This is a genomic window from Nocardioides sp. GY 10113 (genome assembly GCF_004919105.1).
Lineage (GTDB): Bacteria > Actinomycetota > Actinomycetes > Propionibacteriales > Nocardioidaceae > Nocardioides.
The window spans coordinates 324,835-349,661 of the sequence record NZ_STGK01000001.1 but is presented as its reverse complement, the minus strand read 5'-3'; the positions used below and the strand labels follow the sequence as shown (position 1 = coordinate 349,661).

23 protein-coding genes and 1 tRNA gene are annotated in these 24,827 nt (G+C 73.4%); 12 read left to right on the top strand and 12 right to left on the bottom strand.

The genetic code is table 11. The annotated features are described in order from the left end of the window. Positions 1–195 precede the first annotated feature (195 nt). The 3 genes from E8D34_RS01470 (at position 196) to E8D34_RS01460 (ending at position 2,727) form a co-directional block, all read left to right on the top strand. Positions 196–816, top strand: coding sequence for a Crp/Fnr family transcriptional regulator (locus tag E8D34_RS01470; RefSeq protein WP_206056508.1), 621 nt, complete (start codon positions 196–198; stop codon positions 814–816). A 127-nt stretch (positions 817–943) separates the two neighbouring features. Then, positions 944–1,486, top strand: a complete 543-nt coding sequence (locus E8D34_RS01465; RefSeq protein WP_136592782.1) for a SigE family RNA polymerase sigma factor — start codon at positions 944–946, stop codon at positions 1,484–1,486. Then, positions 1,483–2,727, top strand: a complete 1,245-nt coding sequence (locus tag E8D34_RS01460) for a hypothetical protein (protein WP_136592781.1) — start codon at positions 1,483–1,485, stop codon at positions 2,725–2,727. The genes E8D34_RS01465 and E8D34_RS01460 overlap by 4 nt, the downstream gene beginning before the upstream one ends. A gap of 37 nt (positions 2,728–2,764) precedes the next feature. On the opposite strand, the gene E8D34_RS01455 is transcribed toward E8D34_RS01460, so the two are convergent. Genes E8D34_RS01455 through E8D34_RS01440 form a run of 4 tightly spaced genes read right to left on the bottom strand, consistent with a single transcriptional unit; the run spans position 2,765 to position 5,137 of the window. After that, a complete protein-coding gene (locus E8D34_RS01455) occupies positions 2,765–3,610 on the bottom strand; it encodes an MBL fold metallo-hydrolase (protein WP_136592780.1) in 846 nt (281 codons plus the stop codon). Next, entirely contained in the window at positions 3,607–4,494 is an 888-nt protein-coding gene (locus E8D34_RS01450; RefSeq protein ID WP_136592779.1) for an NUDIX hydrolase, read from the bottom strand. Before E8D34_RS01450 ends, E8D34_RS01455 begins: the two co-directional genes overlap by 4 nt. Beyond that, entirely contained in the window at positions 4,491–4,976 is a 486-nt protein-coding gene (locus tag E8D34_RS01445) for a RidA family protein (RefSeq protein WP_136592778.1), read from the bottom strand. The genes E8D34_RS01450 and E8D34_RS01445 overlap by 4 nt, the downstream gene beginning before the upstream one ends. 5 nt (positions 4,977–4,981) lie before the next feature. Next, positions 4,982–5,137, bottom strand: coding sequence for a DUF4177 domain-containing protein (locus E8D34_RS01440; RefSeq protein WP_136592777.1), 156 nt, complete (start codon positions 5,135–5,137; stop codon positions 4,982–4,984). 143 nt (positions 5,138–5,280) lie between these two features. Between E8D34_RS01440 and E8D34_RS01435 the strand changes: the two genes are divergently transcribed. After that, a complete protein-coding gene (locus E8D34_RS01435) occupies positions 5,281–6,279 on the top strand; it encodes an ArsA-related P-loop ATPase (protein WP_136592776.1) in 999 nt (332 codons plus the stop codon). Further along, positions 6,276–7,487, top strand: a complete 1,212-nt coding sequence (locus E8D34_RS01430; protein WP_136592775.1) for an ArsA-related P-loop ATPase — start codon at positions 6,276–6,278, stop codon at positions 7,485–7,487. The genes E8D34_RS01435 and E8D34_RS01430 overlap by 4 nt, the downstream gene beginning before the upstream one ends. 127 nt (positions 7,488–7,614) lie before the next feature. Here the strand turns inward: E8D34_RS01430 and E8D34_RS01425 are convergent, their stop codons facing one another. After that, positions 7,615–7,896 (bottom strand): WhiB family transcriptional regulator, encoded by a 282-nt coding sequence (locus E8D34_RS01425; protein WP_136592774.1) that lies wholly within the window; start codon positions 7,894–7,896, stop codon positions 7,615–7,617. A 299-nt stretch (positions 7,897–8,195) separates the two neighbouring features. Between E8D34_RS01425 and E8D34_RS01420 the strand changes: the two genes are divergently transcribed. Further along, complete coding sequence (locus E8D34_RS01420; RefSeq protein WP_240771024.1) at positions 8,196–10,517, top strand: transglycosylase domain-containing protein; 2,322 nt, start codon at positions 8,196–8,198, stop codon at positions 10,515–10,517. A 91-nt stretch (positions 10,518–10,608) separates the two neighbouring features. Here the strand turns inward: E8D34_RS01420 and E8D34_RS01415 are convergent, their stop codons facing one another. Then, on the bottom strand, positions 10,609–11,070 hold the full coding sequence (locus E8D34_RS01415; protein ID WP_136592772.1) for a GatB/YqeY domain-containing protein: 462 nt from the start codon (positions 11,068–11,070) through the stop codon (positions 10,609–10,611). Between the two features lie 36 nt (positions 11,071–11,106). Between E8D34_RS01415 and E8D34_RS01410 the strand changes: the two genes are divergently transcribed. Both E8D34_RS01410 and E8D34_RS01405 read left to right on the top strand, forming a co-directional pair. Next, positions 11,107–12,036: a metallophosphoesterase gene (locus E8D34_RS01410; RefSeq protein ID WP_168929294.1), complete on the top strand. Its 930-nt coding sequence runs from the start codon at positions 11,107–11,109 to the stop codon at positions 12,034–12,036. Between the two features lie 94 nt (positions 12,037–12,130). Then, positions 12,131–12,204: transfer RNA gene (locus E8D34_RS01405), tRNA-Pro, on the top strand. A 92-nt stretch (positions 12,205–12,296) separates the two neighbouring features. Here E8D34_RS01405 and E8D34_RS01400 read toward each other — a convergent pair. After that, positions 12,297–12,662: a DUF1330 domain-containing protein gene (locus tag E8D34_RS01400; RefSeq protein WP_136592770.1), complete on the bottom strand. Its 366-nt coding sequence runs from the start codon at positions 12,660–12,662 to the stop codon at positions 12,297–12,299. A gap of 111 nt (positions 12,663–12,773) precedes the next feature. Here E8D34_RS01400 and E8D34_RS01395 point away from each other — a divergent pair, with 111 nt between their 5' ends. The 4 genes from E8D34_RS01395 (at position 12,774) to E8D34_RS01380 (ending at position 20,456) form a co-directional block, all read left to right on the top strand. Further along, complete coding sequence (locus tag E8D34_RS01395) at positions 12,774–13,175, top strand: hypothetical protein (protein ID WP_136592769.1); 402 nt, start codon at positions 12,774–12,776, stop codon at positions 13,173–13,175. A 1-nt stretch (position 13,176) separates the two neighbouring features. Next, positions 13,177–18,015 carry a DUF4132 domain-containing protein gene (locus E8D34_RS01390; RefSeq protein WP_136592768.1) on the top strand — a complete coding sequence of 1,613 codons (4,839 nt, stop codon included), beginning with the start codon at positions 13,177–13,179 and terminating at the stop codon, positions 18,013–18,015. Positions 18,016–18,076: 61 nt separating this feature from the next. Next, positions 18,077–19,057 (top strand): hypothetical protein, encoded by a 981-nt coding sequence (locus E8D34_RS20660; protein ID WP_168929293.1) that lies wholly within the window; start codon positions 18,077–18,079, stop codon positions 19,055–19,057. 112 nt (positions 19,058–19,169) lie between these two features. Next, on the top strand, positions 19,170–20,456 hold the full coding sequence (locus E8D34_RS01380) for a hypothetical protein (RefSeq protein ID WP_136592767.1): 1,287 nt from the start codon (positions 19,170–19,172) through the stop codon (positions 20,454–20,456). Positions 20,457–20,530: 74 nt separating this feature from the next. Here E8D34_RS01380 and E8D34_RS01375 read toward each other — a convergent pair whose 3' ends face one another. The 5 genes from E8D34_RS01375 to E8D34_RS01355 form a co-directional block, all read right to left on the bottom strand. Continuing rightward, a complete protein-coding gene (locus tag E8D34_RS01375) occupies positions 20,531–21,574 on the bottom strand; it encodes an aspartate-semialdehyde dehydrogenase (protein ID WP_136592766.1) in 1,044 nt (347 codons plus the stop codon). A gap of 5 nt (positions 21,575–21,579) precedes the next feature. Further along, a complete protein-coding gene (locus tag E8D34_RS01370) occupies positions 21,580–22,857 on the bottom strand; it encodes an aspartate kinase (RefSeq protein WP_136592765.1) in 1,278 nt (425 codons plus the stop codon). Between the two features lie 74 nt (positions 22,858–22,931). Further along, the gene (locus tag E8D34_RS01365) at positions 22,932–23,570 is read right to left on the bottom strand and encodes a DUF5063 domain-containing protein (protein WP_136592764.1); all 639 of its coding nucleotides are present in this window, start codon (positions 23,568–23,570) and stop codon (positions 22,932–22,934) included. A gap of 95 nt (positions 23,571–23,665) precedes the next feature. After that, positions 23,666–24,262, bottom strand: a complete 597-nt coding sequence (gene recR, locus E8D34_RS01360) for a recombination mediator RecR (RefSeq protein WP_136592763.1) — start codon at positions 24,260–24,262, stop codon at positions 23,666–23,668. Between the two features lie 99 nt (positions 24,263–24,361). After that, the gene (locus tag E8D34_RS01355; protein ID WP_136592762.1) at positions 24,362–24,796 is read right to left on the bottom strand and encodes a YbaB/EbfC family nucleoid-associated protein; all 435 of its coding nucleotides are present in this window, start codon (positions 24,794–24,796) and stop codon (positions 24,362–24,364) included. Positions 24,797–24,827 lie beyond the last annotated feature (31 nt).

Genomic DNA, 24,827 nt, shown 5'->3' with positions numbered 1-24,827 from the left:
TACGGCGTGGCGCCGACAGGCCCGGAAGCGACGCATGTTAGGTGTGAACATCGCCACTGGCTAGGATTCGGGGGACGCGTGTCGTCCGCCGGCGCCTCACCAGGGGGCCCGCACGACACCCTGGGACCAGGAGGAGAAGTGGACCACGACGTACTCCGTCAGGCGCCGCTGTTCAGTGCCCTCGACGACGAGGCGATGACCGCCCTGCGCTCGTCGATGGCCGAGACCCGGCTGCGGCGCGGCGAGGTGCTGTTCCACGAGGGCGACACCGGCGACAAGTTGTACGTCGTGCTCGACGGCAAGGTGAAGCTCGGCCGCACCTCGTCCGACGGTCGCGAGAACCTGCTCGCGATCATGGGCCCCGGCCAGATGTTCGGCGAGCTGTCGCTGTTCGACCCGGGCCCGCGCTCGGCGACGGTGACCGCCGTGACCGACGCCGGCTTCGCCTCGCTCTCCCACGAGGACCTGCTGCGCTGGCTCGAGGGTCGCCCCGCCGTGGCCCGCGGCCTGCTCGCCCAGCTCGCCGGCCGGCTGCGCAAGGCCAACGACGTCGTCGCCGACCTGGTCTTCTCCGACGTCCCCGGCCGCGTCGCCAAGGCCCTGCTGGACCTGGCCGACCGGTTCGGCCGCAGCGCCGACGACGGCGTGCACGTCCACCACGACCTCACCCAGGAGGAGCTGGCCCAGCTGGTCGGCGCCTCCCGCGAGACCGTGAACAAGGCGCTGGCCGACTTCGCCTCGCGCGGCTGGCTGCGCCTGGAGCCCCGCTCGGTGGTCATCCTCGACATGGAGCGGATGTCGCGCCGGGCCCGCTGAGCCCGCCTGCCTGACACCCGCACAGCCTCTCTCCGGCCGCCCGTCCTGGGCGGCCGGAGATCTTTTTCCCGCAAGAGACCCTCCGACGACGCCCCGGACCGCCTAGGAACGGGCGAAGGGGGTCGCCATGATCGACAGCAGCGCGCCGACACAGCGCGGAGCGCCACCGCGCGGGCGGGCGGCGTTCGACGAGTTCGTGCGCACCCGTACGCCGGCGCTCACCCGGACCGCCTACCTGCTGACCGGCGACGCGCACCTCGCCGAGGACCTGCTGCAGACCGCGCTGTTCCGGGCCGCGAAGGCCTGGCACCGGATCGACGGCGACCCCGAGCCGTACGTGCGGCGGATCCTCTACACCCAGAACGTCTCCCGGTGGCGGCGGCGCAGGGTCGCGGAGACCCGCCTGCCCGAGCAGTACGACGCCGCGTCACCGCACGGCGACGCGACCGACCCGGCCCTGCGGCTGACGCTGGTCGCCGCCCTGGCGCGGCTCACCGAGCGGCAGCGCACCGTGCTGGTGCTGCGCTACTTCGAGGACCTGACCGAGCGACAGACCGCCGAGGCGCTGGGGATCGGCCTGGGCACGGTGAAGTCGGCGACCCGCGACGCGTTGGCCCGGCTCCGGGCGCTGGCCCCCGACCTCGAGGAGCTCCGGGAGGAGACGCGATGAACGACGCCGCACTGCGCGAGGCGCTGCACCGGGCGTCCACCGAGGCACCCCCGGCGGCGGTCGACCCGGACCTGTTCCGCCGCGGCCGGCGGGCGGCCCTGCGTGCCCGGGTCGCCGGCGCCGCCGCGGCGCTCGCCTGCCTCGCCCTCGTCGCGGGCCTGGGCTGGCGGGTCCTCCAGGCGCCGCCCCCTCCCGTCGCGGACGGCCAGGAGCAGGCTGGCGTCCCCGACGCGATCTACGGGCCGCGCGACGGCGCTGCGCCGGACCTGCCCGAGGCGACCTTCAGCAACGGCCTGGTGCCCGTCGCCGCGTCCTACGTGGACTCCGGCATCACCGACACGGTGGTGCTGGTGACCGCCGGCGGCCGCTACGTGCAGGCTGACCTGCCGGACCTGCGCGACGCGATGCTGGCCAGCGTCGGGCCGACGCTGTCCCCCGACGGCACCCACCTGGCCTACTCCTACGCGGAGGTCGGTCCCGTTGGGATCGCCGTCCTCGACCTGGCGACGGGCGACGTCCGCCGGCTCAGGGTCCACGGCGACCAGGGCGTGGAGCTGCGGACGATGCAGTGGTCACCCGGGGGCCGGAAGATCGTGTGGTCGGGACAGCTGGTCACGTTCGCGACCGAGAGCAGGGCGAGCTTCGGCCGAGCCGTGGCCGGCGTGGTGGACACCCGCACCGGCCGGGCGACCGACCTGCCGGGCCGCGGGCTGGCCTGGGACGGCGCCGGGATCTGCGACGACGGCACCCCGCTGCGGTACGACCCGCCCCGCTTCGTCGACGACGAGGGGTCGCCGCACCTGGGCTGGCGCGGGATGGACGGCGCCCACGTCGCGTGCACCCCGCCGACCACGCTCGTCGGGAACAGCTACGAGTCTCTGCGCCCGGTCGTCGGGTGGCTGACGCGTGATCCGGGCGAGACACCGTGGCCGGTGGTCTCCGAGTCCCGATGGGTGGACGAGGCGGCCCACACGTCCGATGGTCGTGTGCTCCGCGTCGTCGAGCCGCGGGGCGACGCCGCCCGGGAGGTCGGCACAGTCGAGGCGCTGGGCGCTCAGAGCCTCAGCCTCGCCTCCGCACTGATGGCGTGGGACCAGCCGACCGTGCACGCCGGCCCCGATCCCTGGGCCGACGCCGGGGGCTGGGGCGACCAGTGGTCCGCCGCGCGCCCGTGGGTCCTGGGAGGCGGGGTCGCCGCGGTGATCGCGGTGGTCTACCGCCGGTACCGGCGCCGTACCTGACCCCGCGGGTCGGCAGCAAGCTTCTGCCGACCCGCGCTCAGCGCGACGCCAGGTAGGCCAGCTGCGCCCGCACCGACCACTCGGCGGCGCCCCACAGCGACTCGTCGACGTCGGCGTACACGACCTCGACGACCCGGCGCGGCAGGTCCGGGTCCTCGGCCGCGTCGGCCGGCAACGAGGAACCGCCCAGCCCCAACGACGCGAGCGCCGCCTCCACCTGGGCCAGCCGCTCGGCGCGGTGCACCCGGTAGTGGTCGAGCACGCCGGCGGCGTCGGCCAGCACCGGCCCGTGGGCCGGCCAGAGCGTCTCGACGCGTCCCTCGGTGACCAGCGCCCGCATCCTGGCGAGCGAGTCGAAGTACCCGCCGAGGTCGCCGTCGGGGTGGACGATCACGGTGGTGCCGCGCCCGAGCACCATGTCGCCGGTGAGCAGCGCGCTGTCGGCGCCGACCAGCAGCGAGATCGAGTCGCGGGTGTGCCCGGGCGTGGTCAGCACCTCGACGTCCAGGCCGCCGACCGAGAGCACCTCGCCGTCGGCCACCGGGTCGGAGCGCCAGCACTGCGCGGGGTCCAGCGCCCGGACGCCGCAGCCCATCCGCTCCGCGAACGAGCGGGCGGCCTCGGTGTGGTCGAGGTGGTGGTGGGTGACCACGACCGCCTCCACCTGGCCGGCGACCTCGGCGACCGCGTCCAGGTGCTCGTCGGCGAGCGGGCCGGGGTCGACCACGATCGAGCGCTCGGCGCCGGGCTCGCGCAGCACCCAGGTGTTGGTGCCGTCGAGCGTCATCAGGCCGGGGTTGGGCGCGAGCACGCAGCGCCCGCGGTCGCCGAACGCGCCGCCGTGCCAGTGGCCCGGCGGCGGGACCTGCGGGTCCGCGCTCATGCCCGGCGGTCGGCGACCAGCGGTCGGAGTCGCTCGGGCATCGAGAGCGTGTAGCCCTCGCCGAGGCGCTCCACCTCCGGCATGAACATCTCCACCGACCGGCCGTCGCTGGCCGCGACGACCTCGGCCACCGAGCCGTGCTGGCCGACCTCCAGGCAGGTCAGGTACGTCGGCGGCAGCATCGCCAGGGTGCCCGCGTCGGCCGCGTCGGCGGCGTCTGCGGCGCCCAGCCACACCACGTGGTCGGACTCGGTGGAGACGTCGCGGGTGACCTGTCCCTCGGGCAGCAGCGCCACGAAGAACCAGGTCCGGTAGCGCTTCGGCTCGAAGATCGGGGTCAGCCAGCCGTCCCAGACGCCGAGCAGGTCGGTGCGCAGCACCAGGCCGCGGCGGGCCAGGAAGTCGGTCAGCGCCAGCTCGCGGGACTCCAGCGCGACCCGGTCGGCCTCCCAGTCCTCGCCGGTGGTGTCGGCGACGACGGTGTCGGCGGAGGGGCCGGCCAGCAGCACGCCGGACTCCTCGAAGGTCTCCCGGACCGCGGCGCAGACCAGGGCCCGGGCCAGGTCGGGCTCGACGCCGAGCCGGGTGGCCCACTCCTCGGGGCTGGGGCCGGCCCAGCCCGCGGCGTGGATCTCGGCGTCGAAGTCGCGGGCGTCCACGCCGCCGCCGGGGAAGACGCACATGCCGCCGGCGAAGTCCATCGAGACCTGGCGGCGCAGCAGGTAGACCTCCGGTCCGCTGCCGCCGTGGGCCTCGCCGTCGCGCATCAGCACCACCGTGGCCGCGTTGCGCGGGTCGGCGGGGGTGCGTTCGCCGTCGTGGAACTGACGGACGACGTCGGCGACCGCTGCGGGCAGCGGGACCGGCGGCAGCGGGATCCTCACCCGACCGTGCCCTCGGGCAGGATCTCGGCGATCACCTCGACCTCGACCGGGGCGTCCAGCGGGAGCACCGGCACGCCGACCGCGGAGCGGGCGTGCACGCCCGCGTCGCCGAAGACCGCGCCGAAGAAGTCCGAGGCGCCGTTGGCGACCTTCGGCTGGCCGGTGAAGTCGGGGGTGGAGGCCACGAAGGCGACGACCTTGACGATCCGGACCCGAGACAGGTCCTTGACCTGGGAGCGGATCGCGGCGACCGCGTTGAGCGCGCACTGCCGCGCGCACTCGGTGGCCTCCTCCGCGCTCACCTGCGCCCCCACCTTCCCGGTGGCGAGCAGCGCGCCGTCGCGCATCGGCAGCTGGCCCGAGGTGTAGATCCGGTCGCCGGAGGTGACCGCCGGCTGGTAGTTGGCCACCGGCGGCACGACCTCGGGGACGCTGACCCCGAGCGCGGCCAGACGCTCCTCCGGTGTGCTCTGCGCCGCCATCGCGCTCAGCCCTCGACCGGGCGCTTGAAGTAGGCCACGTCGTTGCCGGTCGGGCTCGGGATCAACGTCACGAGCTCCCAGCCGTCCTGGCCGAAGTTGTTGAGGATCTGCGCCGCGGCGTGGTTGAGGACGGGCGCCACCTGGTACTCCCACTTGGTCATACCCGGCACCCTACTCAGCCCGGGGAACGGCGACCGCGGTGGTGGAGGAGCGAGACGGGCTCGTCCTGAGGCGCGAGCTCGCCAGCCTCGGAGGGAGCCTCGAAACCGCCACCGCCTTCGAGGCGTTCACTAGGGTGGGCGACGTGTCTGATTGGCCACGGGTTCGCCTCCACGTCGTCACCGGGAAGGGCGGCACCGGCAAGTCCACGGTCGCCTCCGCGCTGGCGCTCGCCCTCGCGGGCGCGAACAAGAACGTCCTGCTCTGCGAGGTCGAGGGGCGCCAGGGCATCGCCCGGATGTTCGACGTCGACCCGCTGCCCTACGAGGAGCGGCGGCTGACCACCGGCCTGCCCGACGAGTCCGGCCGCCGCGGCGTCGTCCACGCGCTGCACATCGACGCGGAGGAGGCGTTGTTGGAGTACCTCGCCATGTACTACCGGCTGGGCCGCGCGGGACGGGCGCTGGACCGGTTCGGCGTGGTCGAGTTCGCCACGACGATCGCGCCGGGCGTGCGCGACGTGCTGCTGACCGGCAAGGTCTACGAGGCGGTGCAGCGCAACGCCCGCAACCGCGGCGCGATCCAGTACGACGCGGTGGTCCTCGACGCGCCGCCGACCGGCCGGATCACCCAGTTCCTCAACGTCAGCAACGAGCTGGCCGGACTGGCCAAGGTCGGCCCGATCCGCAACCAGTCCGACACCATGATGACCCTGTTCCGCTCGCCGCGGACCGCCGTGCACCTGGTCACGGTGCTGGAGGAGATGCCTGTGCAGGAGACCGCGGACGGAATCGCGGAGCTGCGCGAGGCCGCGCTCCCGGTGGGCGGGGTGATCGTCAACCAGATCCGGCCGCGCGACCTGTCCGAGCCCGAGCTCGCCGCGGCGCGCGCAGGGCGGCTGGATCGCGCCCTGATCGAGGCGGACCTGGACCGGGCCGGGCTGCCCCACGACGACACCCTGGTCACGGGCCTGCTCGCCGAGGCCCACGACCACGCCGAGCGGCGGGCACTGGAGGACTCCCAGCGCGCGGTGGTGGCCGGCCTCGGCGTCCCCAGCTACGAGCTGCCGCGCTTCGCCGGCGGCATCGACCTCGGCGCGCTCTACGAGCTCGCCGCCGTGATGCGAGCGCAGGGCCTGGCATGAGCGGCGCGTCCGCCCCGCGCCGCACGCGCTCGCGCGTGGGCCCCGGCAGCAGCCACCGCGCGGCCCCGCTGGACGTCGACGCGCTGCTGGACGACCCGGCGACCGAGATCATCGTCTGCTGCGGCTCCGGCGGCGTCGGCAAGACCACGACGGCCGCCGCGCTGGCGCTGCGCGCGGCCGAGCGCGGTCGCCGGGTGGTGGTGCTGACCATCGATCCGGCGCGCCGGCTGGCGCAGTCGATGGGCATCGCGGCCCTGGACAACACCCCGCGGCCGGTGGCCGGCGTCGACCCGGGGGCCGGGGGCTCGCTGGACGCGATGATGCTGGACATGAAGCGGACCTTCGACGAGGTCGTGCTCTCCCAGGCCAGCCCGGAGAAGGCCGAGCAGATCCTCGCCAACCCCTTCTACGTGGCGCTCTCCAGCTCGTTCGCGGGCACGCAGGAGTACATGGCGATGGAGAAGCTCGGCCAGCTCTACCGCGAGCACGTCACCGGGGAGGAGGGCGGCGAGGACAGCGCGACCTACGACCTGATCGTGGTCGACACGCCGCCCTCGCGCTCGGCACTGGACTTCCTGGACGCCCCCGAGCGGCTCTCCAGCTTCCTCGACGGTCGGTTCGTCCGGCTGATGCTGGCCCCGGCCCGGGGGCCGGCGAAGCTGCTCACGGCCGGCTTCAGCGTGGTCACCAACGCGCTGATGAAGATCCTGGGCGCGCAGTTCCTCAAGGACCTGCAGACGTTCGTGGCCGCACTGGACACCGTCTTCGGCGGGTTCCGGCAGCGCGCCCAGCAGACCTACTCGCTGCTGCAGGCCGACGGCACGGCGTTCCTCGTGGTCGCGGCCCCGGAGCCGGACGCGCTCCGCGAGGCGGCGTACTTCGTGGAACGGCTCAGCGAGGACTCGATGCCACTGGCCGGACTGGTCGTGAACCGCGCCAGCCCCGACCCGGAGAGCCCGCTCTCCGCGGACGAGGCGATGGCCGGCGCGGAGCGACTGCGGGCCGACGACCCGGAGTCGCTGACCGCCGGGCTGCTCCGGCTGCACGCGGACCGTGCGCGACTGGTGGCACGCGAGGGTGCGTTGCGGGAGCGGTTCGCCACCGCACACCCGCAGGTGGCGACCGCCGTCGTGGCCGCGCTCTCAGGCGACGTGCACGACCTCGACGGCCTGCGTCAGATCGGCACGCTGCTGGCCGGCGGCGAATGAGCGCGGGCGGCCAGGGCTCGACGAAGGCGCCGCTCGTTGGCGGACGCGGCGCGACGAAGGCACGCCCGGAGAAGGCGCGGCAGGGCCCGCGGATCGATCCGGTGGGCTCAGCCGCGACGCGTCGGGGTCAGTGACCGCTGGCGAGCTGCGCGTCGCGCGCAGACTCGAGAACCTTGCGCCACGACGCCCCGGGCCGGCGGCGCAGCAGCGCCCGACGCTCCCGTTCGGTCATGCCGCCCCAGACGCCCCACTCGATCTGGTTGTCCAGCGCCTCGGCCAGGCACTCGGTCCGCACCGAGCAACCGGCGCACACCTGCTTGACCTTGTTCTGCTCCGCGCCTCGAACGAAAAGCTGGTCCGGCTTCTCGTCACGGCAGGCGGCACGGAGTGCCCAATCCTCAACCCACATGTTGATCGTCCCCGTCTGGAGCCGGGACGACGCCCCCACAGCGCCTTGGTTCCCAGCCCCGTGCAGACAAAGTAAAGGAATACGTCAAGTTCTCGATAGAGCTCATTGGGCCCAAGATTCCTAGTCACTAATGACTAGGCGCTTGTTTCCAACGGATCACAAGGCAGCTGGTCATCCCCGACATCCACGTGCTGGTGCGAGAACTCCGTCCCCTCGGCACGGTCCCGTACCCTGACCTCATGCCCCGCCCCAGGACAGACCGTCTGCCCCTGCCCAAGGTGATGTCTCACCTGGGTGTCATGATCGCGGTCTCGGCCGTCCTGGGCGTGGTCGTCTCGGGGTTGGCCATTCCGTTCGCCGGCGTCGTCGGCCTCACCGCGCGCAACGTCGCCTCCGAGATGGACAAGCTCCCCAAGGAGCTCGCCACCGAGCAGCTCCCGCAGCGCACCGAGATCCTGGACAAGGACGGCCAGGTCATCGCCACGCTCTACGACCAGAACCGGGTCAACGTCCCGCTGCGACAGATGTCGCGCCCCATGGTCAAGGCGATCCTGGCGATCGAGGACTACCGCTTCTACCAGCACGGCGCCCTCGACCTGCGCGGCACGCTCCGCGCGCTGCTGACCAACCAGGCCGCCAACGGCGTGGTCCAGGGCGGCTCCTCGATCACCCAGCAGCTGGTCAAGCAGACCCTGATCAACCAGGCCGACGGCAACAAGAAGGCGATCCGGCGCGCGACCGACGACTCCTACGCGCGCAAGATCCGCGAGCTGCGGTACGCGATCGCCCTGGAGAAGCGCCACACCAAGGACTGGATCCTCGAGCAGTACCTCAACACCGTCTACTTCGGCGACGGCGCGTACGGCATCCAGGCCGCGGCGCAGCACTTCTTCGGCGTCAACGCCAAGGACCTGAACCTGCGGCAGTCGGCACTGCTGGCCGGCCTGGTGCGCAGCCCCGAGGCGCTCAACCCCACCGACAACGCCGAAGGCGCCCGGGACCGGCGCAACGTGGTGCTCTACCGGATGGCCGAGCTGAGCGTCATCCCGGACCGGAAGGCGCAGCGCACCGCCAAGACGCCGCTCGGGCTCGACGTGAAGCCCAAGCCGCGCGGCTGCGTGAACTCCCCGGCGCAGTTCTTCTGCGACTACGTCGTCAACTACCTGATGCAGGACAAGGCGCTCGGCGCCAACGCCAAGGCCCGCGAGCGGCTGCTGTGGAACGGCGGCCTCACGGTCAGGACCACGATCGACATGAAGATGCAGACCGCGGCCCAGAACGCGGTCAAGAGCCACGTCTTCGCCACCGACTCCGCGGTCGGCGCGACGGCGCTGGTCGTCCCGCGCACCGGCGAGGTGCGCGCGCTCGCCCAGTCCAAGCCGATGGGCTCGGAGAAGGGCCAGAGCTTCCTGAACTTCACCGTGCCCAAGGAGTACGGCGACGCGAACGGCTTCCAGCCGGGCTCGAACTTCAAGCCGTTCGTGCTGGCCGCCGCGATCGACCAGGGCATCCCGCTCACCACGACGATCAACTCCCCCGCCCAGATGGTCGTGCAGGAGTCCAAGTACAAGGTCTGCGACGGGAGCACGTACGGCTACGGAACCTGGGACGTCAAGAACTTCGACGGCGCCAACCACAACCCGAACCTGTACACCGGCACCCAGCTGTCGGTGAACACGTTCTTCGCCCAGCTCGAGATGCGCACCGGCCTGTGCGAGCCGTACAACCTGGCCAAGAAGATGGGCGTGCGCCTCGGCAGCAAGGCCCAGGACATGATCCCCTCGTTCACGCTCGGCCCCACCGACGCCAGCCCGCTGGAGATGGCCGAGGCCTACGCCACCTTCGCCGGCCGCGGCCTGCACTGCGACTCGCGACCGGTGACCAGCATCGAGGACGCCGAGGGCAACGTGCTCAAGAAGTACGAGCCCAAGTGCAACCAGGTGCTCCCGGCCTCGGTCGCGGACGCGGTCAACGACGTGCTCGAGGGCGTCACCGCGCCGGGCGGCTTCGGTGCCGCGCTGAGCCCCGGCATCCCCTCGGCGGGCAAGACCGGTACCAGCAGCGGCAACAACTCCGTGTGGTTCACCGGCTACACGCCCAACCTCGCCGGCTCCGCCGTCGTCGCCGGCGTGAACTCCGCCGGCTCGCCGACATCGCTGGACGGCGTCAAGATCGCCGGCTACTACCGGAGCACGTCCGGTTCCACCACCGCGGGCCCGATCTGGGGCGACACCTTCAAGGCGATCGCGCAGGACCTGCCCGGCGACTCGTTCACCAAGCCGAGTGCCGAGGACATCAAGGGCGTGCTGATCCCGGTTCCGTCGGTGGCCGGCCAGTCCGTCGAGGGCGCCACCGCGATCCTGGAGGACGCCGGGTTCGGGGTCGCCAACGGCGGGTACGTCGACTCCAGCCTCGCCGAGGGCACGGTGGCCTACACCGAGCCGGGTGCCGGCACCCTGACCGGCTCGGGCAGCACGATCGTGCTCAAGGTCTCCGACGGCACCCCGTACGTCGCGCCGAAGCCGCCGAAGAAGAACAAGAACAACGGCGGCAACAACGGCGGCGGCAACGGCGGCGGCCCGCCGGGCAACGGCCGCGGCCCCGGCCGCGGTGGTCGCTGACACCGCCCGCGCGCAACGCAACGCCCCCTCGGTCGCGACCGAGGGGGCGTTGTCGGCTTCCGGGAGCTCCCGGGCGAGTGACGTGGGGCGGTCAGGCGCCGAGCTGGCGGCGGACCTCGGCGGCCACCGCTGCGCCGTCGGCGCGGCCCTTGACCTGCGGCTGGACCACGCCCATCACCTTGCCCATCGCCTTCGGGCCCTCACCGGCGACACCGAGCTGCGTGACCGCCGCCTCGACCACGCCCGCGATCTCCTCGGGGGTGAGCTGGGCCGGCAGGTACTCCGCGATCACCGCGGCCTCGGCGCGCTCCTTGGCGGCGCTCTCGGGCCGGTCGCCCTCCTCGAACGCGACGGCGGCCTCGCGACGCTTCTTGGCCTCGCTGGACAGCACCGAGACGATCTCCTCGTCGGTCAGCTCCTTGGCGACCTTGCCGGCCACCTCGGCGTTGGTGACGGCCGTCAGCACCATCCGGAGGGTCGAGGAGCGGACCTCGTCGCGGGCCTTCATCGAGGCGGTGAGGTCGGTGCGGAGGCGGTCCTTCAGGGTGCTCATGCGCCTGATTGTGCCGTGATGTGCCAGCCTTGCCGAATGCGATTCCTCCCTGGGCTGCTGCGCGCGGTCGGCGCCGGCGCCGTCGCCGGCGCCGCACTGACGGCGTACGGCGTCTGGGAGACCCGCCAGTACACGCTGCGACGCTACGACGTACGCACCCTCCCGGCGGGCATGAGGCCGCTGCGGGTGCTCCACCTCAGCGACATCCACATGACCCCGGGCCAGGCCGCCAAGCAGGCGTGGATCAGCGACCTCGCCGCACTGCGCCCCGACCTGGTCGTCGACACCGGGGACAACCTGGCCCACCGCGACGCGGTGCCGGTGGTGCTGGACACGCTGTCCGGGCTGCTGGACCGCCCGGGCGTGTTCGTGCACGGCTCGAACGACTACTTCGAGCCGGGGCTGCGCAACCCCCTCGGCTACCTGCTGCCCGACGACGGCAAGCGCCACACCGACGTGGCCGAGCTGCCGTGGCGCGACCTGACGGCCGGGCTCACCGACGCCGGATGGGTGGACCTGACGAACCGGCGGGCGACGTTGGAGGTCGGCGAGGCCCGGCTCGCGTTCGCCGGCGTCGACGACCCGCACCTGGACTACGACGACCTCGCGGCCGTGGCCGGTCCGGCCGAGCCGGACGCCGACCTGCGCCTGGGGGTCGCCCACGCGCCGTACCTCCGGGTGCTCGACCAGTTCGCCCGCGACGGGTACGACGGGATCATCGCCGGCCACACCCACGGCGGCCAGGTCTGCCTGCCGGGCGGACGCGCGCTGACCACCAACTGCGACCTGGAGCCCGCGCGGGCCCGCGGCCTGCACCGGCACCCCGCGGAGTCCCGGGAGGGCGAGACCGGGTCGAGCTGGATGCACGTCTCCGCCGGCCTGGGCACCAGCCCCTACGCCCGCGTCCGGGTGGCCTGCCGGCCCGAGGCGACCGTGCTCACCCTGCTGCCGCGCGCGGGGGCGTGAGGGCGGTCCGCGTCCAGCAGTCGGCCTCGATTGCGTGCTCCGCGACCGGCTCCGGTATGGTTGCGCCGGTCGCAGGGAGCACCTGAGACCGCAGCGGGCTGTGGCGCAGCTTGGTAGCGCGCCTCGTTCGGGACGAGGAGGCCGCAGGTTCAAATCCTGTCAGCCCGACGCTGCACGAACACCCGGTTCCACGCGAGTGGGACCGGGTGTTCGGCATCTCGGAGCGCAGCGCCACGGTGGAGCCTCCGGCGCACCTCTCCTCAGAGGGTCGGCGTGGTCGGCTGCAGCACCGCCTCCACCAGCGCCTCGGTGCGCAGGTGGGTCACCGCCTGGTACTCGGGGTCGGCGATCATCTGGCTGAACGCGCGCCGGGAGGGGTAGCGGACCAGCATCACCGCGTCCCAGTCCTGGCCGGCCTCGGCCACCAACGGCGAGTCGCCCTTGCCGGCGTAGAGCACCTCCCCGCCGTACCGCGGCAGCAGGGTGCTCGTCACGGTCTCGCCGTACCGGCCGTAGCTGCGGCCGCCGCCCTCGGCGAACCGGAGCAGGTTGAGCATCACGACCGGAGCGTCGGGGTCGGCCTCGAGGAAGGCCTTCAGGTCCTCGCCGGTGGGGTTGATCGCCATGGCGGCGATCCTGTCACGCCCGGCCGGGCGCGACGAGGGTGCGCGGCCGCGGAGGTCACGCCTTCGCCAAAACGCCCACCCGTCCGATGCGGTGCTGCCACCGTGAGGCCCATGATGGTGGAGACGAAGGTCGTCGGCGCCCAGGAGACCGAGGTCGTGGAGATCCCGGTGCCCGCCGACGCCACCACGTTGCGGGCCCTGCTGGCCATCCTGGTCCGCCACGAGCTCGCCGGCTACCGGGCACGGCGCGGCGCCAGCCGCACGCTCCAGGTGTTGACACCCGCCGACCTCGCCCGCGGCGCTGCGGACGGCTCCTACGGACGGGAACGGCGGGCGACCCCGGAGCCTCCACCAGAGGCGGAGGCGGTCGCGCGGGCACAGGAGGCGTACACGGACGGGCTCTACTTCGTCTTCCTCGACGGCGTCCAGGTCGAGGCGCTCGACGAGCCGCTGACCGTCCGCCCGGAGTCCTCGCTGCGACTGGTCCGGCTCGTCGCGCTGGCCGGGGGCTGAGGTGCTCTCCCGGAAGGCGGCTGCCGCCGAGCTGGCTCGGTACGCCGTGCCCGAGGCCGACCGCCGTTGGGGCGGGCCGGTACGCGGGCTGCTCGCGCCTGCGTTGGCGAAGGACCTGGTCCGGGCGATCGAGGACACCCGCCTGTGGCAGCCCGTGGCCGAGCAGCTCGACGCGCTCCCGCTGGCCCGGCGCACGAAGGTCATCTCCGCGGTGGCGCCCCACCTGGGTGCCGAGATCTCCCGGTGGTGGGAGTGGTCCGCGGGCCAGGCCTACCAGCGCGGCTGGGCCCGCCGCGCCTTCCGGTCCCCGGCTCCGACCGACTCCCTGTGGGCCCGCTGGCAGGAGCTGCGGAGGCTGATCCGGCACGCGGTGCAGTACCCGCAGCCACTGTCGTGGCACGCGGACTGGGCCCTCCACCTCCACGATCACGGGGTCCCGCTGGGCTCCCTCTTCGCGTCCGCGATCGCCGGCGGCGACACCGCGATCGCGAGATCGCTGGTCGCCGCGGTCCGCGGCGAGCACCCGATCGGCGGGCCCTGTGCGGACGCCTTCGTCGGGTTGCTGGCCGCCCCCGACCCCGCCGGCTGGGCCGAGGTGACCCGGCTGCTGGTCACCGCGCAGCGCCAGGAGGGTCTGCGACAGACGATCCTGGAGGCGGCCGACCTCGGCCACCCCGACGCCTTCGCGGCGGTCCTCGATGCCGTCGCCGAGCACGGCCTGGCCCGCTTCGCCAGCACCGTGCGCGCGCTGGGGGTGTGGATCGGCGAGGAGCTCACCGTCCGCCAGGAGCGGCAGGTCACCGACGCCGTCGGGACGCTCCGGCGCCACCTGCGCCGACCGCCGAGCGGTGCCGACCTGCGTGACGGCGACCCGGCCGAGGCGATGCTCGGCCTCTGGGCGCTCGCGGTCCGCGACGTCGGTGCCGCGATCGCCGCCGCCGAGCAGTTGCAGGCCAGCTCGGAGGAGCGGATCCGGCTCGCCGCTGCTCGCGTACTGGCCGAGATCCGCCTGCCCGCGGCGCGCCCGGCCCTGGCCCGGGCGATCGCGGACCCGGCGCTCCCGGTGTACGCCGCCGCGGTCGCCGCGTGGCCGGCGGTGCTCCCCTACCGGGCGATGCAGGGCGACTACGAGCCTCCCCTCCCGCCTGCGGTCCGGGACGCGCTGCGCGCCCGGATGGACGCCCTCGGTACGACCCGCGACATCGAGACGGGGCTGATCGGCCGCCTGCCGCGCAAGGTGGGCTCCGCACTCGCCGCCGACGTGCTGATCTCCCACCCGGACGGCAGCCCGTTGGATCCCGGCCTGCTCGCGGCGGCCACGGTGGACGGGCGGCTCTTCGCGGCCTACGCCCTGTCCCACGACCCGGAGCGCCACCGGACGGGCCTGCTCTCCCTGCTCGTCAGCGACCGCGCCGCGCGGGTGCGCGAACAGGCCGCCCAGGCACTGAGCTCGATCGACGCCTTCACCGAGGACGAGGCTCGGCTCCTCGAGGCAGCGCTCCAGCGCACGACGTCCGACCTGCGCACGGCGGCGCTGACCCTGCTGGCCCGGCAACCCGCGCCGGCGATCGTCGCGACGGTGGACCGGCTGGCCGCGGGCACCGACGCACAGCAGCGAGCCGCGGCCGAGCTGCGCAGGCGCTCCGGCGCGAGCCCGGAGGGCGTCGGGGGCGACGCGCGAGGGGCGGCCGGTGGGAGCGAGGTGCCACCGGCGCTGCGTTGGACCGTCGCGGAGCGCACACCTGCGCGGCGCCCGGTCCCCCCTCCCCCGAGCCGCTGGGTCCCGCTGCACGACCGCTTCCGGCTCACCTGGACGTCGCTGACCGCATGGCTGGACGAGCACGCCGACGTGGAGGTGCGCACCGACGACGGGGTGCAGCTGCTCGCCAACCTCCGCTGGCTACGGAGCCGGGACGGCGGCCTGCCGATCCCCGAGGTCCTCGGGCCGTGGTGGGAGCGGATCGGCCCTCAGCTGACCGACGGCGGCGTCGAGGTCGAGCTGCTGGGCCACCTGAATCGGTGGCTGGACCGGGACGAGGACCCGCGCTGGATCCGCGACGTGCGCCGGACCGTCCTCGGCCCCGTCGCCGACGAGATCGCCGCGGTCCCGCCCTGGGGGCTGCGGTGGGCCGCCCTGCACGCCGTCGCCCGGCACGCACGCCGCCCGTCGTGGGCCGACCCGCTGATCGACCTCGTCGACCAGGTGGCCGCAGCGCTGCCGGTGGACCGCATCTACGCGCCGGCCGCGGTGCTGGAGCGCCGTGGGCGACCGGTCGAGCGGGATCGGTGGGGCGAGAACGCCGACCGGTCCGACGACCGCGCCGCCTTCCGCGACCTGTTCGGCGGCGTCGGGCTCGACCCGGCTGCGCTGAGCGACGAGCAGGTCGGCCGGCTCTGGCGGGCGCTGCGCTTCGTGGACGAGCCCGAGGGCACCTTCGACCGCTGGCACGGCCCGACGGTCATGGTCGCCCGCGGCGACGGGCACGGGGCACCGGGCGAGGCATGGGCGGTCCCGGACCAGCCCGGCCGCTGGCCGGTGCCGGCCCGACTCCTGGCCGAGGCCGTGCGCCGCGGGCACGCCGTCCGGGGCGACCTGCTCGACGCGCTGGTGGTCCCGGCCGCCCAGGTCACGGCCCACCACCCCCCACGGCCGCGGGCGGTCGGCACCTTCACCGGCCTGCGGCTCGAGCCGTGGGCGGCGGACGAGCGGATCCAGTCGGTCGTCTCCCTCGTCCGGGCAGCGGCGGTGGACGACGAGGTCGGCCGCGGCGACCTGCCCAACGCACTCAACGCGACCGCCCAGGAGCTGCGCACCGTGTACGGGGCGGCCGACCTGGTGCGCCTCCTCCGCGCGCTCGGCAAGGGCTCCTTCACCCGCGGCTACGCCCGCGCCTCGGACCGCACGAGCAGCCTCTCCCACCTGGTCCGGGTCAGCCAGCCGCTGCCCCAGGACACCGGCGCCGAGCTGGGCCGCCTGGTCGTCGCCGCCGGGATCACCGAACGGCGGCTGGTCGAGACCGCCCTCTACGCCCCGCAGTGGGCCCGGCTGATCGAGGAGCACCTCGGCTGGCGCGGCCTGGAGTCCGCCGTCTGGTGGGTGCACGCGCACACCAAGGACGACGCCTGGACCGTCGACCAGCACGTCCGCGCCCAGTGGCAGAGCGAGGTCTCGCAGCGCACGCCGCTGGACGCCCAGGACCTGCTGCTCGGAGCGGCCGACGTCACCTGGTTCCGCGAGACCTGCGCGCTGCTGGGTGCGGACCGGTTCGCGCAGGTGCTGAAGGCGGCCAAGTTCGCCGCCTCGGGCGCCGGGCACAAGCGGGCCGAGCTCTTCGCCACCACGCTGCTCGGCCGGACCGACCCGGCCGCCCTCGTCGAGCGGATCACCAGCAAGCGGCACCAGGACTCGGTCCGCGCTCTCGGCCTGCTCTCCCTCGCCGACGATCTCGATGGCAGGATCCTGCTGGAGCGGTACGAGCTGCTCCGCGGATTCGTCGCCTCCGATCGCACCTCGGGGTCCCAGCGGCGTTCCTCGGAGACCGCCGCGGTCGAGATCGGCTTGGAGAACCTGGCCCGCACAGCGGGGTTCCGCGACCCGCAGCGGCTGGTCTGGGCGATGGAGGCCGAGGCGGTGCGGGACCTCGCGGCGGGTCCGCTGTCGGCGTACGACGGGGATCTGGAGGTCCGCCTGGCGATCGTCCACGGCGCGCCGGAGCTCACCGTGAACCGTGCCGGGCGAGCGCTGAGGTCCGTCCCAGCGAAGAGCGCCAAGGTGCCGGAGATCGCGGCGCTGCGCGACCGGGCCAGGCCGCTGCGCCAGCAGATCAGCCGGATGCGGGCCTCGCTGGAGGCATCCTGCGTGCTCGGCGAGGCGTTCGAGCCCGCCGAGCTGGCCGACCTCCAGCGGCACCCCGTCCTGGCCCCGATGCTGCGCGACCTGGTGCTGGTCGACGGCGCGGGCCGGGTCGGGTTCGCCCGCCCCGACGGCATGCTGGGCGCCGCCGACGGCACCGCCCGGCCGGCGACCGGGAGCCTGCGAATCGCGCACCCGACCGACCTGCTCGGCTCCGGCGAGTGGCCGGACCTCCAGCACGCGCTGATGGGCGCCGAGCGGCGCCAGCCGTTCAAGCAGCTCTTCCGGGAGCTGTACACGCTCAACGACAACGAGCGCGACGACGACGGCCGCGCCTCCCGTCGCTACGACGGCCACCAGGTCGAGTCCCGTCGGGCCGGCGGCCTGTTCACCGCGCGCGGCTGGGTGGCCGACTTCGAGGTCGGGTTCTCGCGTACCTTCCACCCGCTCCGCATCACCGCCTGGTGCCACCTGCTCGACGGCTGGGGTTCGGCCGCCGAGGTCGAGGACGCGACGATCCGGAGCGTCACCTTCCACCACCCCGGCCGCTGGGAGCCGCTGCCGCTGGCCGAGGTCCCGCCGCGGGTCTTCTCCGAGACGATGCGCGACCTGGATCTGGTGGTCTCCGTCGCGCACTCCGGCGGGGTCGACCCGGAGGCATCGGAGTCCTCGATCGCGGTCCGCGCGCGGTTGGTGGCGGAGACGGCCGACCTGCTCGGGCTGACCAACCTGGAGGTCGGCGGCCACCACGTCCGGGTGAAGGGGGCGCTGGGCACCTACTCGATCCACCTCGGCTCCGGCGTCGTGCACCGGGTCCCCGGCAACGCGATCTGCATCGTTCCGGTCTCGGCCCAGCACCGGGGCCGGATCTTCCTCCCGTTCGCCGACGAGGACCCGCGCACTGCGGAGGTCGTGGCCAAGGTCGTGCTGCTCGCCCGTGACGACCGGATCAAGGACCCGACGATCCTTCAGCAGCTGGTCGGCTGACCGGCCCCGGGTTTTCGGCGGCCGCCGGCACTAGGTGCGACAACGTGACACACTGCACACCATGTCTGACGAGCAGGACAAGCTGAGGCTCAGCCTGGAGCCGCCGAAGCTGTTCGGTCGCAAGAAGAAGGACCCCGCGGCGGCGCCGACGCCGCCGGCCGCACAGCAGCCCCCGGTCACACAGAAGCCCCCGGCCCCGCCGACGGCTCCAGCCGCGCAGAAGCCCCCGGCGGCGCCGCCCGTCACCGCAGTCACGCCCACGCCGACCGCCAAGCCGACCGCCGCACCCGCTCCCGGGCCGGAGGCCCAGCCCGCGCCGACCCCCGAGCCGGTGCCGGTCGTCGCGGCGGAGCCGGTCGACACCGAGGCCGAGCCGACCGTGGTGCTCGAGGAGCCCACGGTGGTGATCGAGGACCCGGCCCCCGCCCGCACGGCACCCGCAGCCGCGGCGAAGCCCTCACCAGCACCCCCGGCATCCCCGGCGCCCCGGCCGACCGCGACCAGAGTCGCCGAGCGTCCGGAGCCGGCCGCCGCGACGATCGAGCAGGCGTCCACCGACACCGCGCCGGCACCATCCTGGACGGCGCGGGTCGCCGCGGCCGCGGCCCAGGCGCTGCGCCCGCCGGCCCCCCGGGAGGTCGAGGAGGACGAGGCCCCGCTGCTCAGCCCCTACCGCGCCGCCGCCCTCACCGGGGCGGTGGTCGGCGCCGCGCTGGTGGTGCTGACCTGGCTCGCGCTGCGCGGCTGCGAGGCGGTCCGCGGCACGGCGTCCTGCGGCGGCGGCCCCGGCCTCCTCCTGCTGCTGGCCACGTTCGTGCTCGGCGTCTTCCTCGGCAGCGCGCTGCTGCGGGCCTTCCAGGTCACCGACCCCGGCAGCAGCAGCTTCCTCGCCGTCGGCATCGTGGCCGTGCTCTCGCTGCTCTTCCTGGTCGACGTGATGGACCACTGGTCGATGATCGTCGTGATCCCGCTGCTCGGCGTCGCCGCCTACACGGGGTCGGTGTGGGTGACCAGGACCTTCGTCGAGGCCGACGGGGCCTGAGCCACCGGCACCACGAACGCGGGGACCGCATGTATCAGCGGCCCCGACCCGGCCTTCCTCCCTGGTAGAGGCGTCGCCACCGCCCGAGGCGACCCGGAGGCGAGGTACCGCGATGGAAGCGGCAGCGGAGACGACCCACCCCACCGGAGGCCGGGGTTCGTTCTGGTACCGACGCGAGGCCAGGTCCGCCCCGGACGCGGCCCCCGACGCGGTCGCCCGGTTCCGCGACCCGGGGCCTGTCAGCAGCCAGCGCGCCTACCGGCACAGCCTGTACAAGGCGAGCCAGGTGAGCCTGCTGCTCTCGCGCTACACGCGGATCCGCGGCGACCTGCTGATGGCCTGGCCGGGGGTCCGCAGCGGCGGCACCGACTCGCAGCGCGAGGCCGGGGTGGTCTGCGCCGACCTGCTCCGCGAGGCGCGGTCGCAGCTGGAGGCGCGACGGGTGATGCTGACCTCGGTCGCCAACCTGCTCTCCCTCTCCGAACGCGCCCTCGTCTCGCTCTACGGCGCCGACCTGATGCGCTACCGGCTGCACACCCTGCGCAACCGCCTGCGCGGCCTCGACGACGTCCCGCACGCCGAGGTCGAGAACCTCTGCCTGGCCATCAGCGGCTTGAGGCAGCACCGCCGGGAGCAGGTGGAGACCGCGGTCAAGGACGCGCTGACCTACCTCAGCGAGCAGGACGAGAAGCGGTTGATCGAGGACGACCTGCAGGTCAGTCGCCTCACGAAGGCGGTCTGGTACGTCGGGATCGGCTGGCTGCTGCTGCTCGCGATCGTCCCCTTCGTCTCCAGCGTGCAGCGCGGATCGGACGGCCAGCTGATCTGGCCGGTCCGCACCTTCGCGTCCGCGGACTGGTTCGACCTGATGTTCGGCGCCGTCAGCCTCTCGGTGGTCGGCGCCGTGGGCGGCGTGGTCAGCGGCATGCTCACCGTGCGGGGGTCGAGCACCACGCTGCAGGACTACCGGCGCAGCCTGAAGTGGATGACGCTGAAGCCGCTCTTCGGCGCCATCGCGGCCGTGGTCATGTACTTCTTCCTCAGCTCGGGCGTCGTGAACGGCGTCGGGATCACCACGCCCGGCCCCTACATCGTCGCCGCCTTCCTGGTCGGCTTCTCCGAGCGTTACTTCCTGAGCTTCCTGGACCGCAGCCTGGAGGCGCCACCGGCCGAGGCGCGCCGCCCGGACCAGTCGCGGGACCGGTCGCGGGACCAGGCGCGGGACCAGGCGTCGACCCGGCCGCTGTGGGACGACGGGCTGTGGGCCGAGGACCTGGCGGACGACGACGCGCCGGCCGACCACGGGCGGGAGCCGGAGACGCCGCGCGGCGTCCAGGCGCCCACGGCGACGGCACCGGTCGCGGACCCCGGCGGAAACGGGACCCGCGCCGCCGGCTGACGGCGCGCCTCCCCGTGTCGGGTCGTGTGCCTGACGCCTCCCTGTTCGGGGTGCTCAGGCACACGACCCAAGGCTCAGCGGGAGGCGGCGATCAGCTCCGCGATCTGCACCGTGTTCAGCGCCGCACCCTTGCGCAGGTTGTCGTTGGAGACGAACAGCGCCAGCCCGCGGTCGCCGTCGACGCCCGGGTCCTGGCGGATCCGACCGACGTACGACGGGTCCTTGCCGGCCGCCTGCAGCGGGGTCGGGATGTCGGCCAGCTCGACGCCCGGGGCGGCGGCCAGCAGCTCGGTGGCCCGCTCCGGGGTCATCGCGCGCTCGAACTCGACGTTGATCGCCAGCGAGTGGCCGGTGAAGACGGGCACCCGGACACAGATCCCGGAGACGCGCAGGTCCGGGATGCCGAGGATCTTGCGGGACTCGTTGCGGAGCTTCTGCTCCTCGTCGGTCTCGTTCAGGCCGTCGTCGACCAGGTTGCCGGCGAACGGCAGCACGTTGTAGGCGATCGGCCTCTTGTAGACACCCGGCTCGGGGAAGGCGACGGCCTCGCCGTCGTAGGCCAGCTCGCGGGCCTTCTCCCCGACGCCGGCGACCCCGTTGGCCAGCTCCTCGACGCCGGCGATGCCGGAGCCGGAGACGGCCTGGTACGTCGACGCGATCATGCGGACCAGGCCGGCCTCGTCGTGCAGCGGCTTGAGGACCGGCATCGCGGCCATCGTGGTGCAGTTCGGGTTGGCGATGATGCCGCGGCCGGCCTCGATCACCTCGCGCGCGGCCTCGGGGTTGACCTCCGAGACGACCAGCGGGATCGACGGGTCCTTGCGGAACGCCGAGGAGTTGTCGACCACGATCACGCCGGCGTCGACGAACCGCTGCGCGAACGCGCGGGACGCGGTGGCGCCGGCCGAGAAGAGCGCGACGTCCAGCCCGGTCGGGTCGGCGGTCTCGGCGTCCTCCACCACGACCTCGCGGTCACCGAAGGCGAGCACCTTCCCGGCCGAGCGGGCCGAGGAGAAGAACCGGACCTGGTCGACCGGGAACTCCCGCTCGAGCAGGATCTGGCGCATCGCGACGCCGACCTGGCCGGTCGCGCCGACCACACCGATGTTGATACCCATGTCGATCAGCGTCCCGTCCCGCCGTACACGACGGCCTCGATCTCGTCCGAGCCCAGGTCGAACGCGGCGTGCGCGGCGTTGACGGCGTCCTGGACCTGGGTCTCGCTGACGACCACCGAGACCCGGATCTCGGAGGTGGAGATCATCTCGATGTTGACCCCGGCGTCGGAGAGCGCCTCGAAGAAGCGGGCGGAGATGCCCGGTGCCGAGCTCATGCCGGCGCCGACGATCGAGACCTTGCCGACGCTGTCGTCGTACTGCAGGGACTCGAAGCCGATCGTCTCCTGGACGGCGGCCAGCGCCGCCATCGCGGTCTGGCCCTCACCGCGGGGCAGGGTGAAGGAGATGTCGGTCAGGCTGGTCGCGGCGGCCGAGACGTTCTGCACGATCATGTCGATGTTGATCTGCGCGTCCGCGACGGCCCGGAACAGCGCCGCCGCCTCGCCCGGCTTGTCCGGCACGCCGACCACGGTGATCTTGGCCTGGCTGCGGTCGTGGGCGACGCCGGTGATGATCGCGGCTTCCATGGAGTCCTCCTGTGCGACGTCCTCGGCCTTGACGACCCAGGTGCCCTCCTTCTCGGAGAAGGAGGAGCGGACGTGAATGGGCATGTCGTAGCGGCGCGCGTACTCGACGCAGCGCAGGTGCAGGATCTTGGCGCCCTGCGCGGCCATCTCCAGGGTCTCCTCGTAGGAGATCCGGGGGACCTTGCGGGCCCTGGGCTCGATCCGCGGGTCGGCGGTGAAGATGCCGTCGACGTCGGAGTAGATCTCGCAGACCTCGGCGTCCAGTGCCACCGCGAGCGCCACCGCGGTGGTGTCGGAGCCGCCGCGGCCGAGCGTGGTGATGTCCTTGGTGGTCTGCGAGACGCCCTGGAAGCCGGCGACGATGGCGATCGCGCCCTCGTCGATCGCGGCCCGGATCCGGCCCGGGGTGACGTCGATGATCTTGGCCCGGCCGTGCGCGTCGTCGGTGATCACGCCGGCCTGGGAGCCGGTGAACGAGCGCGCCTCGTGGCCGAGGTTCTGGATCGCCATCGCCAGCACGGCCATCGAGATCCGCTCACCGGCGGTGAGCAGCATGTCGAGCTCGCGGGCCGGCGGCAGCGGGGAGACCTCGTTGGCGAGGTCGATCAGCTCGTCGGTGGTGTCCCCCATCGCCGAGACGACCACGACGACCTCGTGGCCGAGCTTCTTGGTGTTGACGATGCGCTGCGCGACGCGCTTGATGCCGGCTGCATCGGCGACCGACGAGCCGCCGTACTTCTGGACGACGATGCCCACTGGGGCTCACTCCTGGCTCTGCGGGGAAGGGAACACGGCCCGTGACGGACCGACGGCGATTCTACCGACGGTCGTCAGTCCGCCTGGCCACTGTCCAGCACCGTCTCGGCCACCTCGATCTGCTCCTGCTCGACCGGGTCCTCGACCTCGGTGTCGAGCCGGTCGTGGGCGACGACCGAGAGCAGCGCGTTGAGCGCCACCCCGGCGAGCGTCCCCCACGAGGAGACGTAGGAGAACTGCCACCACCACAGCGCCTCCTCCACGTCGCCCGCGGCGTGGTGGCGCAACCCGACCTCGAGGTCGGCGGCGATGCTGGCCAGGTCGTCGGAGAGCTGACCCTCGACCACCTCGGGCTGGTAGGGGTCGAAGACGTAGCTGTAGGTGTCCAGGTCGCCGAGGAGCGCGGCCAGCTGCATCCGCAGCTCGTCGGGGTCGGCATCGGGCCCGTCGTCGGGCTGGTACTCCTCGCGAGGCTCGAAGTCGCGGTAGACCCCGAGCCGGGCGCCGGTCAGGGCGATCTGGCTGATCTGGAGGAGCAGCAGCGCGACGGCCTGGCCGCCGGTCGCCTCGGCCGCGACGGCACGCAGGCCGTCGAGGAACGAGCGGATCGAGGCGGCGATGTCGTCGGCCAGCCGGACCGCCTCCGCCTCGGCGGCGATCAGAGCCTCCAGCGCGGCCAACCCCGGCAGCTGCTCGGTCGCGTTCTCCGTCATCGGACTCCTCCCCTCGTTCCCGTCGTCGTGCTGGTGGTGGTGCTGGTCGTGGTGCTCGTGGTGGTGCTCGTGGTGGTGCTCGCCGCCATCGTCTCTCAGGTCGCGGCCTGGCGGCCCACGAACGCGCGACCCAGGGTCACCTCGTCGGCGTACTCGAGGTCGCCGCCCACCGGCAGTCCACTCGCCAAACGGGTCACGCGCAACCCCAGCGGGCCGAGCATCCGGGTGAGGTACGTCGCCGTGGCCTCGCCCTCGAGGTTCGGGTCGGTGGCCAGGATGACCTCGGTGACCGCGCCGTCGCCGAGCCGGGTGAGCAGCTCGCGGATGTGCAGCTGCTCGGGTCCGATGCCGTCGATGGGCGAGATCGCGCCGCCGAGCACGTGGTAGCGACCGCGGAACTCACGGGTCCGCTCGATCGCGACGACGTCCTTGTACTCCTCGACCACGCACAGCACCGACGGATCCCGCCGCGGGTCACGGCAGATCCGGCACTGCTCGTCCTCGGAGACGTTGAAGCAGACGGTGCAGAACTTCACCTTCTCCTTGACCTCGACCAGGACGTCGGCGAGCCGCTTCACGTCGACCGGGTCGGCCTGGAGCAGGTGGAACGCGATCCGTTGGGCGCTCTTCGGGCCGACCCCGGGCAGCCGCCCGAGCTCGTCGATGAGGTCCTGGACGACGCCTTCGTACATCTGTGTCCTGCCTGGTTGTTCCGGCCCGCGGATGCCGGCCTGGTGATTCTGCCCCGGACATTGTCGCCCGTCGCCGGGCCGGGGTGTCGGATCCGGCGCTCAGAAGCCGAGCTGCCCCGGGTTCCCCGAGCCGGGGAGGCCGGGCATCCCGGGGATGTCGGGCATCTCGGGCATGCCACCGGCGAGCGGGCCGAGCGTCTCCTCGGCCAGCTTGTCGATCTGGGCGCGGGCGTCGCGGTAGGCGGCCACGATCAGGTCGCCGAGATCCTCGAGGGCGTCCTCGAGACCGCCCTCGAGCGCGTCGTCGGGCCGGTCGACGGCCTCCGGACGGATCGAGACGCCGGTCAGCTCGCCGCTGCCGTTGACGGTCACGGTCACCGCGCCGCCGGCCACGGTGCCCTCGACCGTCGCCGCGGCCAGCCGCTGCTGGGCGGCCATCATGTCCTCCTGCATCTGCTGGGCCTGCTGCAGGAGCGCGCCGAGGTCGAGGCCACCGGGGCCGCCGCCGAGCGCGTCGAAGGGGTTGTTGCTCATCTCAGGTCACCTCGGGTCTGCGGTGCTGGTT

What these genes read in the sequence shown, in the direction of transcription:
- E8D34_RS01365 (WP_136592764.1), bottom strand. Translation starts at nt 23,570, where the DNA reads ATGACGGAGAACGCGACCGAGCAGCTGCCGGGGTTGGCCGCGCTGGAG.
- E8D34_RS01380 (WP_136592767.1), top strand. Translation starts at nt 19,170, where the DNA reads ATGGAAGCGGCAGCGGAGACGACCCACCCCACCGGAGGCCGGGGTTCG.
- E8D34_RS01470 (WP_206056508.1), top strand. Translation starts at nt 196, where the DNA reads ATGACCGCCCTGCGCTCGTCGATGGCCGAGACCCGGCTGCGGCGCGGC.
- E8D34_RS01355 (WP_136592762.1), bottom strand. Translation starts at nt 24,796, where the DNA reads ATGAGCAACAACCCCTTCGACGCGCTCGGCGGCGGCCCCGGTGGCCTC.
- E8D34_RS01465 (WP_136592782.1), top strand. Translation starts at nt 944, where the DNA reads ATGATCGACAGCAGCGCGCCGACACAGCGCGGAGCGCCACCGCGCGGG.
- E8D34_RS01455 (WP_136592780.1), bottom strand. Translation starts at nt 3,610, where the DNA reads ATGAGCGCGGACCCGCAGGTCCCGCCGCCGGGCCACTGGCACGGCGGC.
- E8D34_RS20660 (WP_168929293.1), top strand. Translation starts at nt 18,077, where the DNA reads ATGTCTGACGAGCAGGACAAGCTGAGGCTCAGCCTGGAGCCGCCGAAG.
- E8D34_RS01445 (WP_136592778.1), bottom strand. Translation starts at nt 4,976, where the DNA reads ATGGCGGCGCAGAGCACACCGGAGGAGCGTCTGGCCGCGCTCGGGGTC.
- E8D34_RS01420 (WP_240771024.1), top strand. Translation starts at nt 8,196, where the DNA reads ATGATCGCGGTCTCGGCCGTCCTGGGCGTGGTCGTCTCGGGGTTGGCC.
- recR (WP_136592763.1), bottom strand. Translation starts at nt 24,262, where the DNA reads ATGTACGAAGGCGTCGTCCAGGACCTCATCGACGAGCTCGGGCGGCTG.
- E8D34_RS01395 (WP_136592769.1), top strand. Translation starts at nt 12,774, where the DNA reads ATGATGGTGGAGACGAAGGTCGTCGGCGCCCAGGAGACCGAGGTCGTG.
- E8D34_RS01410 (WP_168929294.1), top strand. Translation starts at nt 11,107, where the DNA reads ATGCGATTCCTCCCTGGGCTGCTGCGCGCGGTCGGCGCCGGCGCCGTC.
- E8D34_RS01425 (WP_136592774.1), bottom strand. Translation starts at nt 7,896, where the DNA reads ATGTGGGTTGAGGATTGGGCACTCCGTGCCGCCTGCCGTGACGAGAAG.
- E8D34_RS01400 (WP_136592770.1), bottom strand. Translation starts at nt 12,662, where the DNA reads ATGGCGATCAACCCCACCGGCGAGGACCTGAAGGCCTTCCTCGAGGCC.
- E8D34_RS01430 (WP_136592775.1), top strand. Translation starts at nt 6,276, where the DNA reads ATGAGCGGCGCGTCCGCCCCGCGCCGCACGCGCTCGCGCGTGGGCCCC.
- E8D34_RS01440 (WP_136592777.1), bottom strand. Translation starts at nt 5,137, where the DNA reads ATGACCAAGTGGGAGTACCAGGTGGCGCCCGTCCTCAACCACGCCGCG.
- E8D34_RS01415 (WP_136592772.1), bottom strand. Translation starts at nt 11,070, where the DNA reads ATGAGCACCCTGAAGGACCGCCTCCGCACCGACCTCACCGCCTCGATG.
- E8D34_RS01460 (WP_136592781.1), top strand. Translation starts at nt 1,483, where the DNA reads ATGAACGACGCCGCACTGCGCGAGGCGCTGCACCGGGCGTCCACCGAG.
- E8D34_RS01375 (WP_136592766.1), bottom strand. Translation starts at nt 21,574, where the DNA reads ATGGGTATCAACATCGGTGTGGTCGGCGCGACCGGCCAGGTCGGCGTC.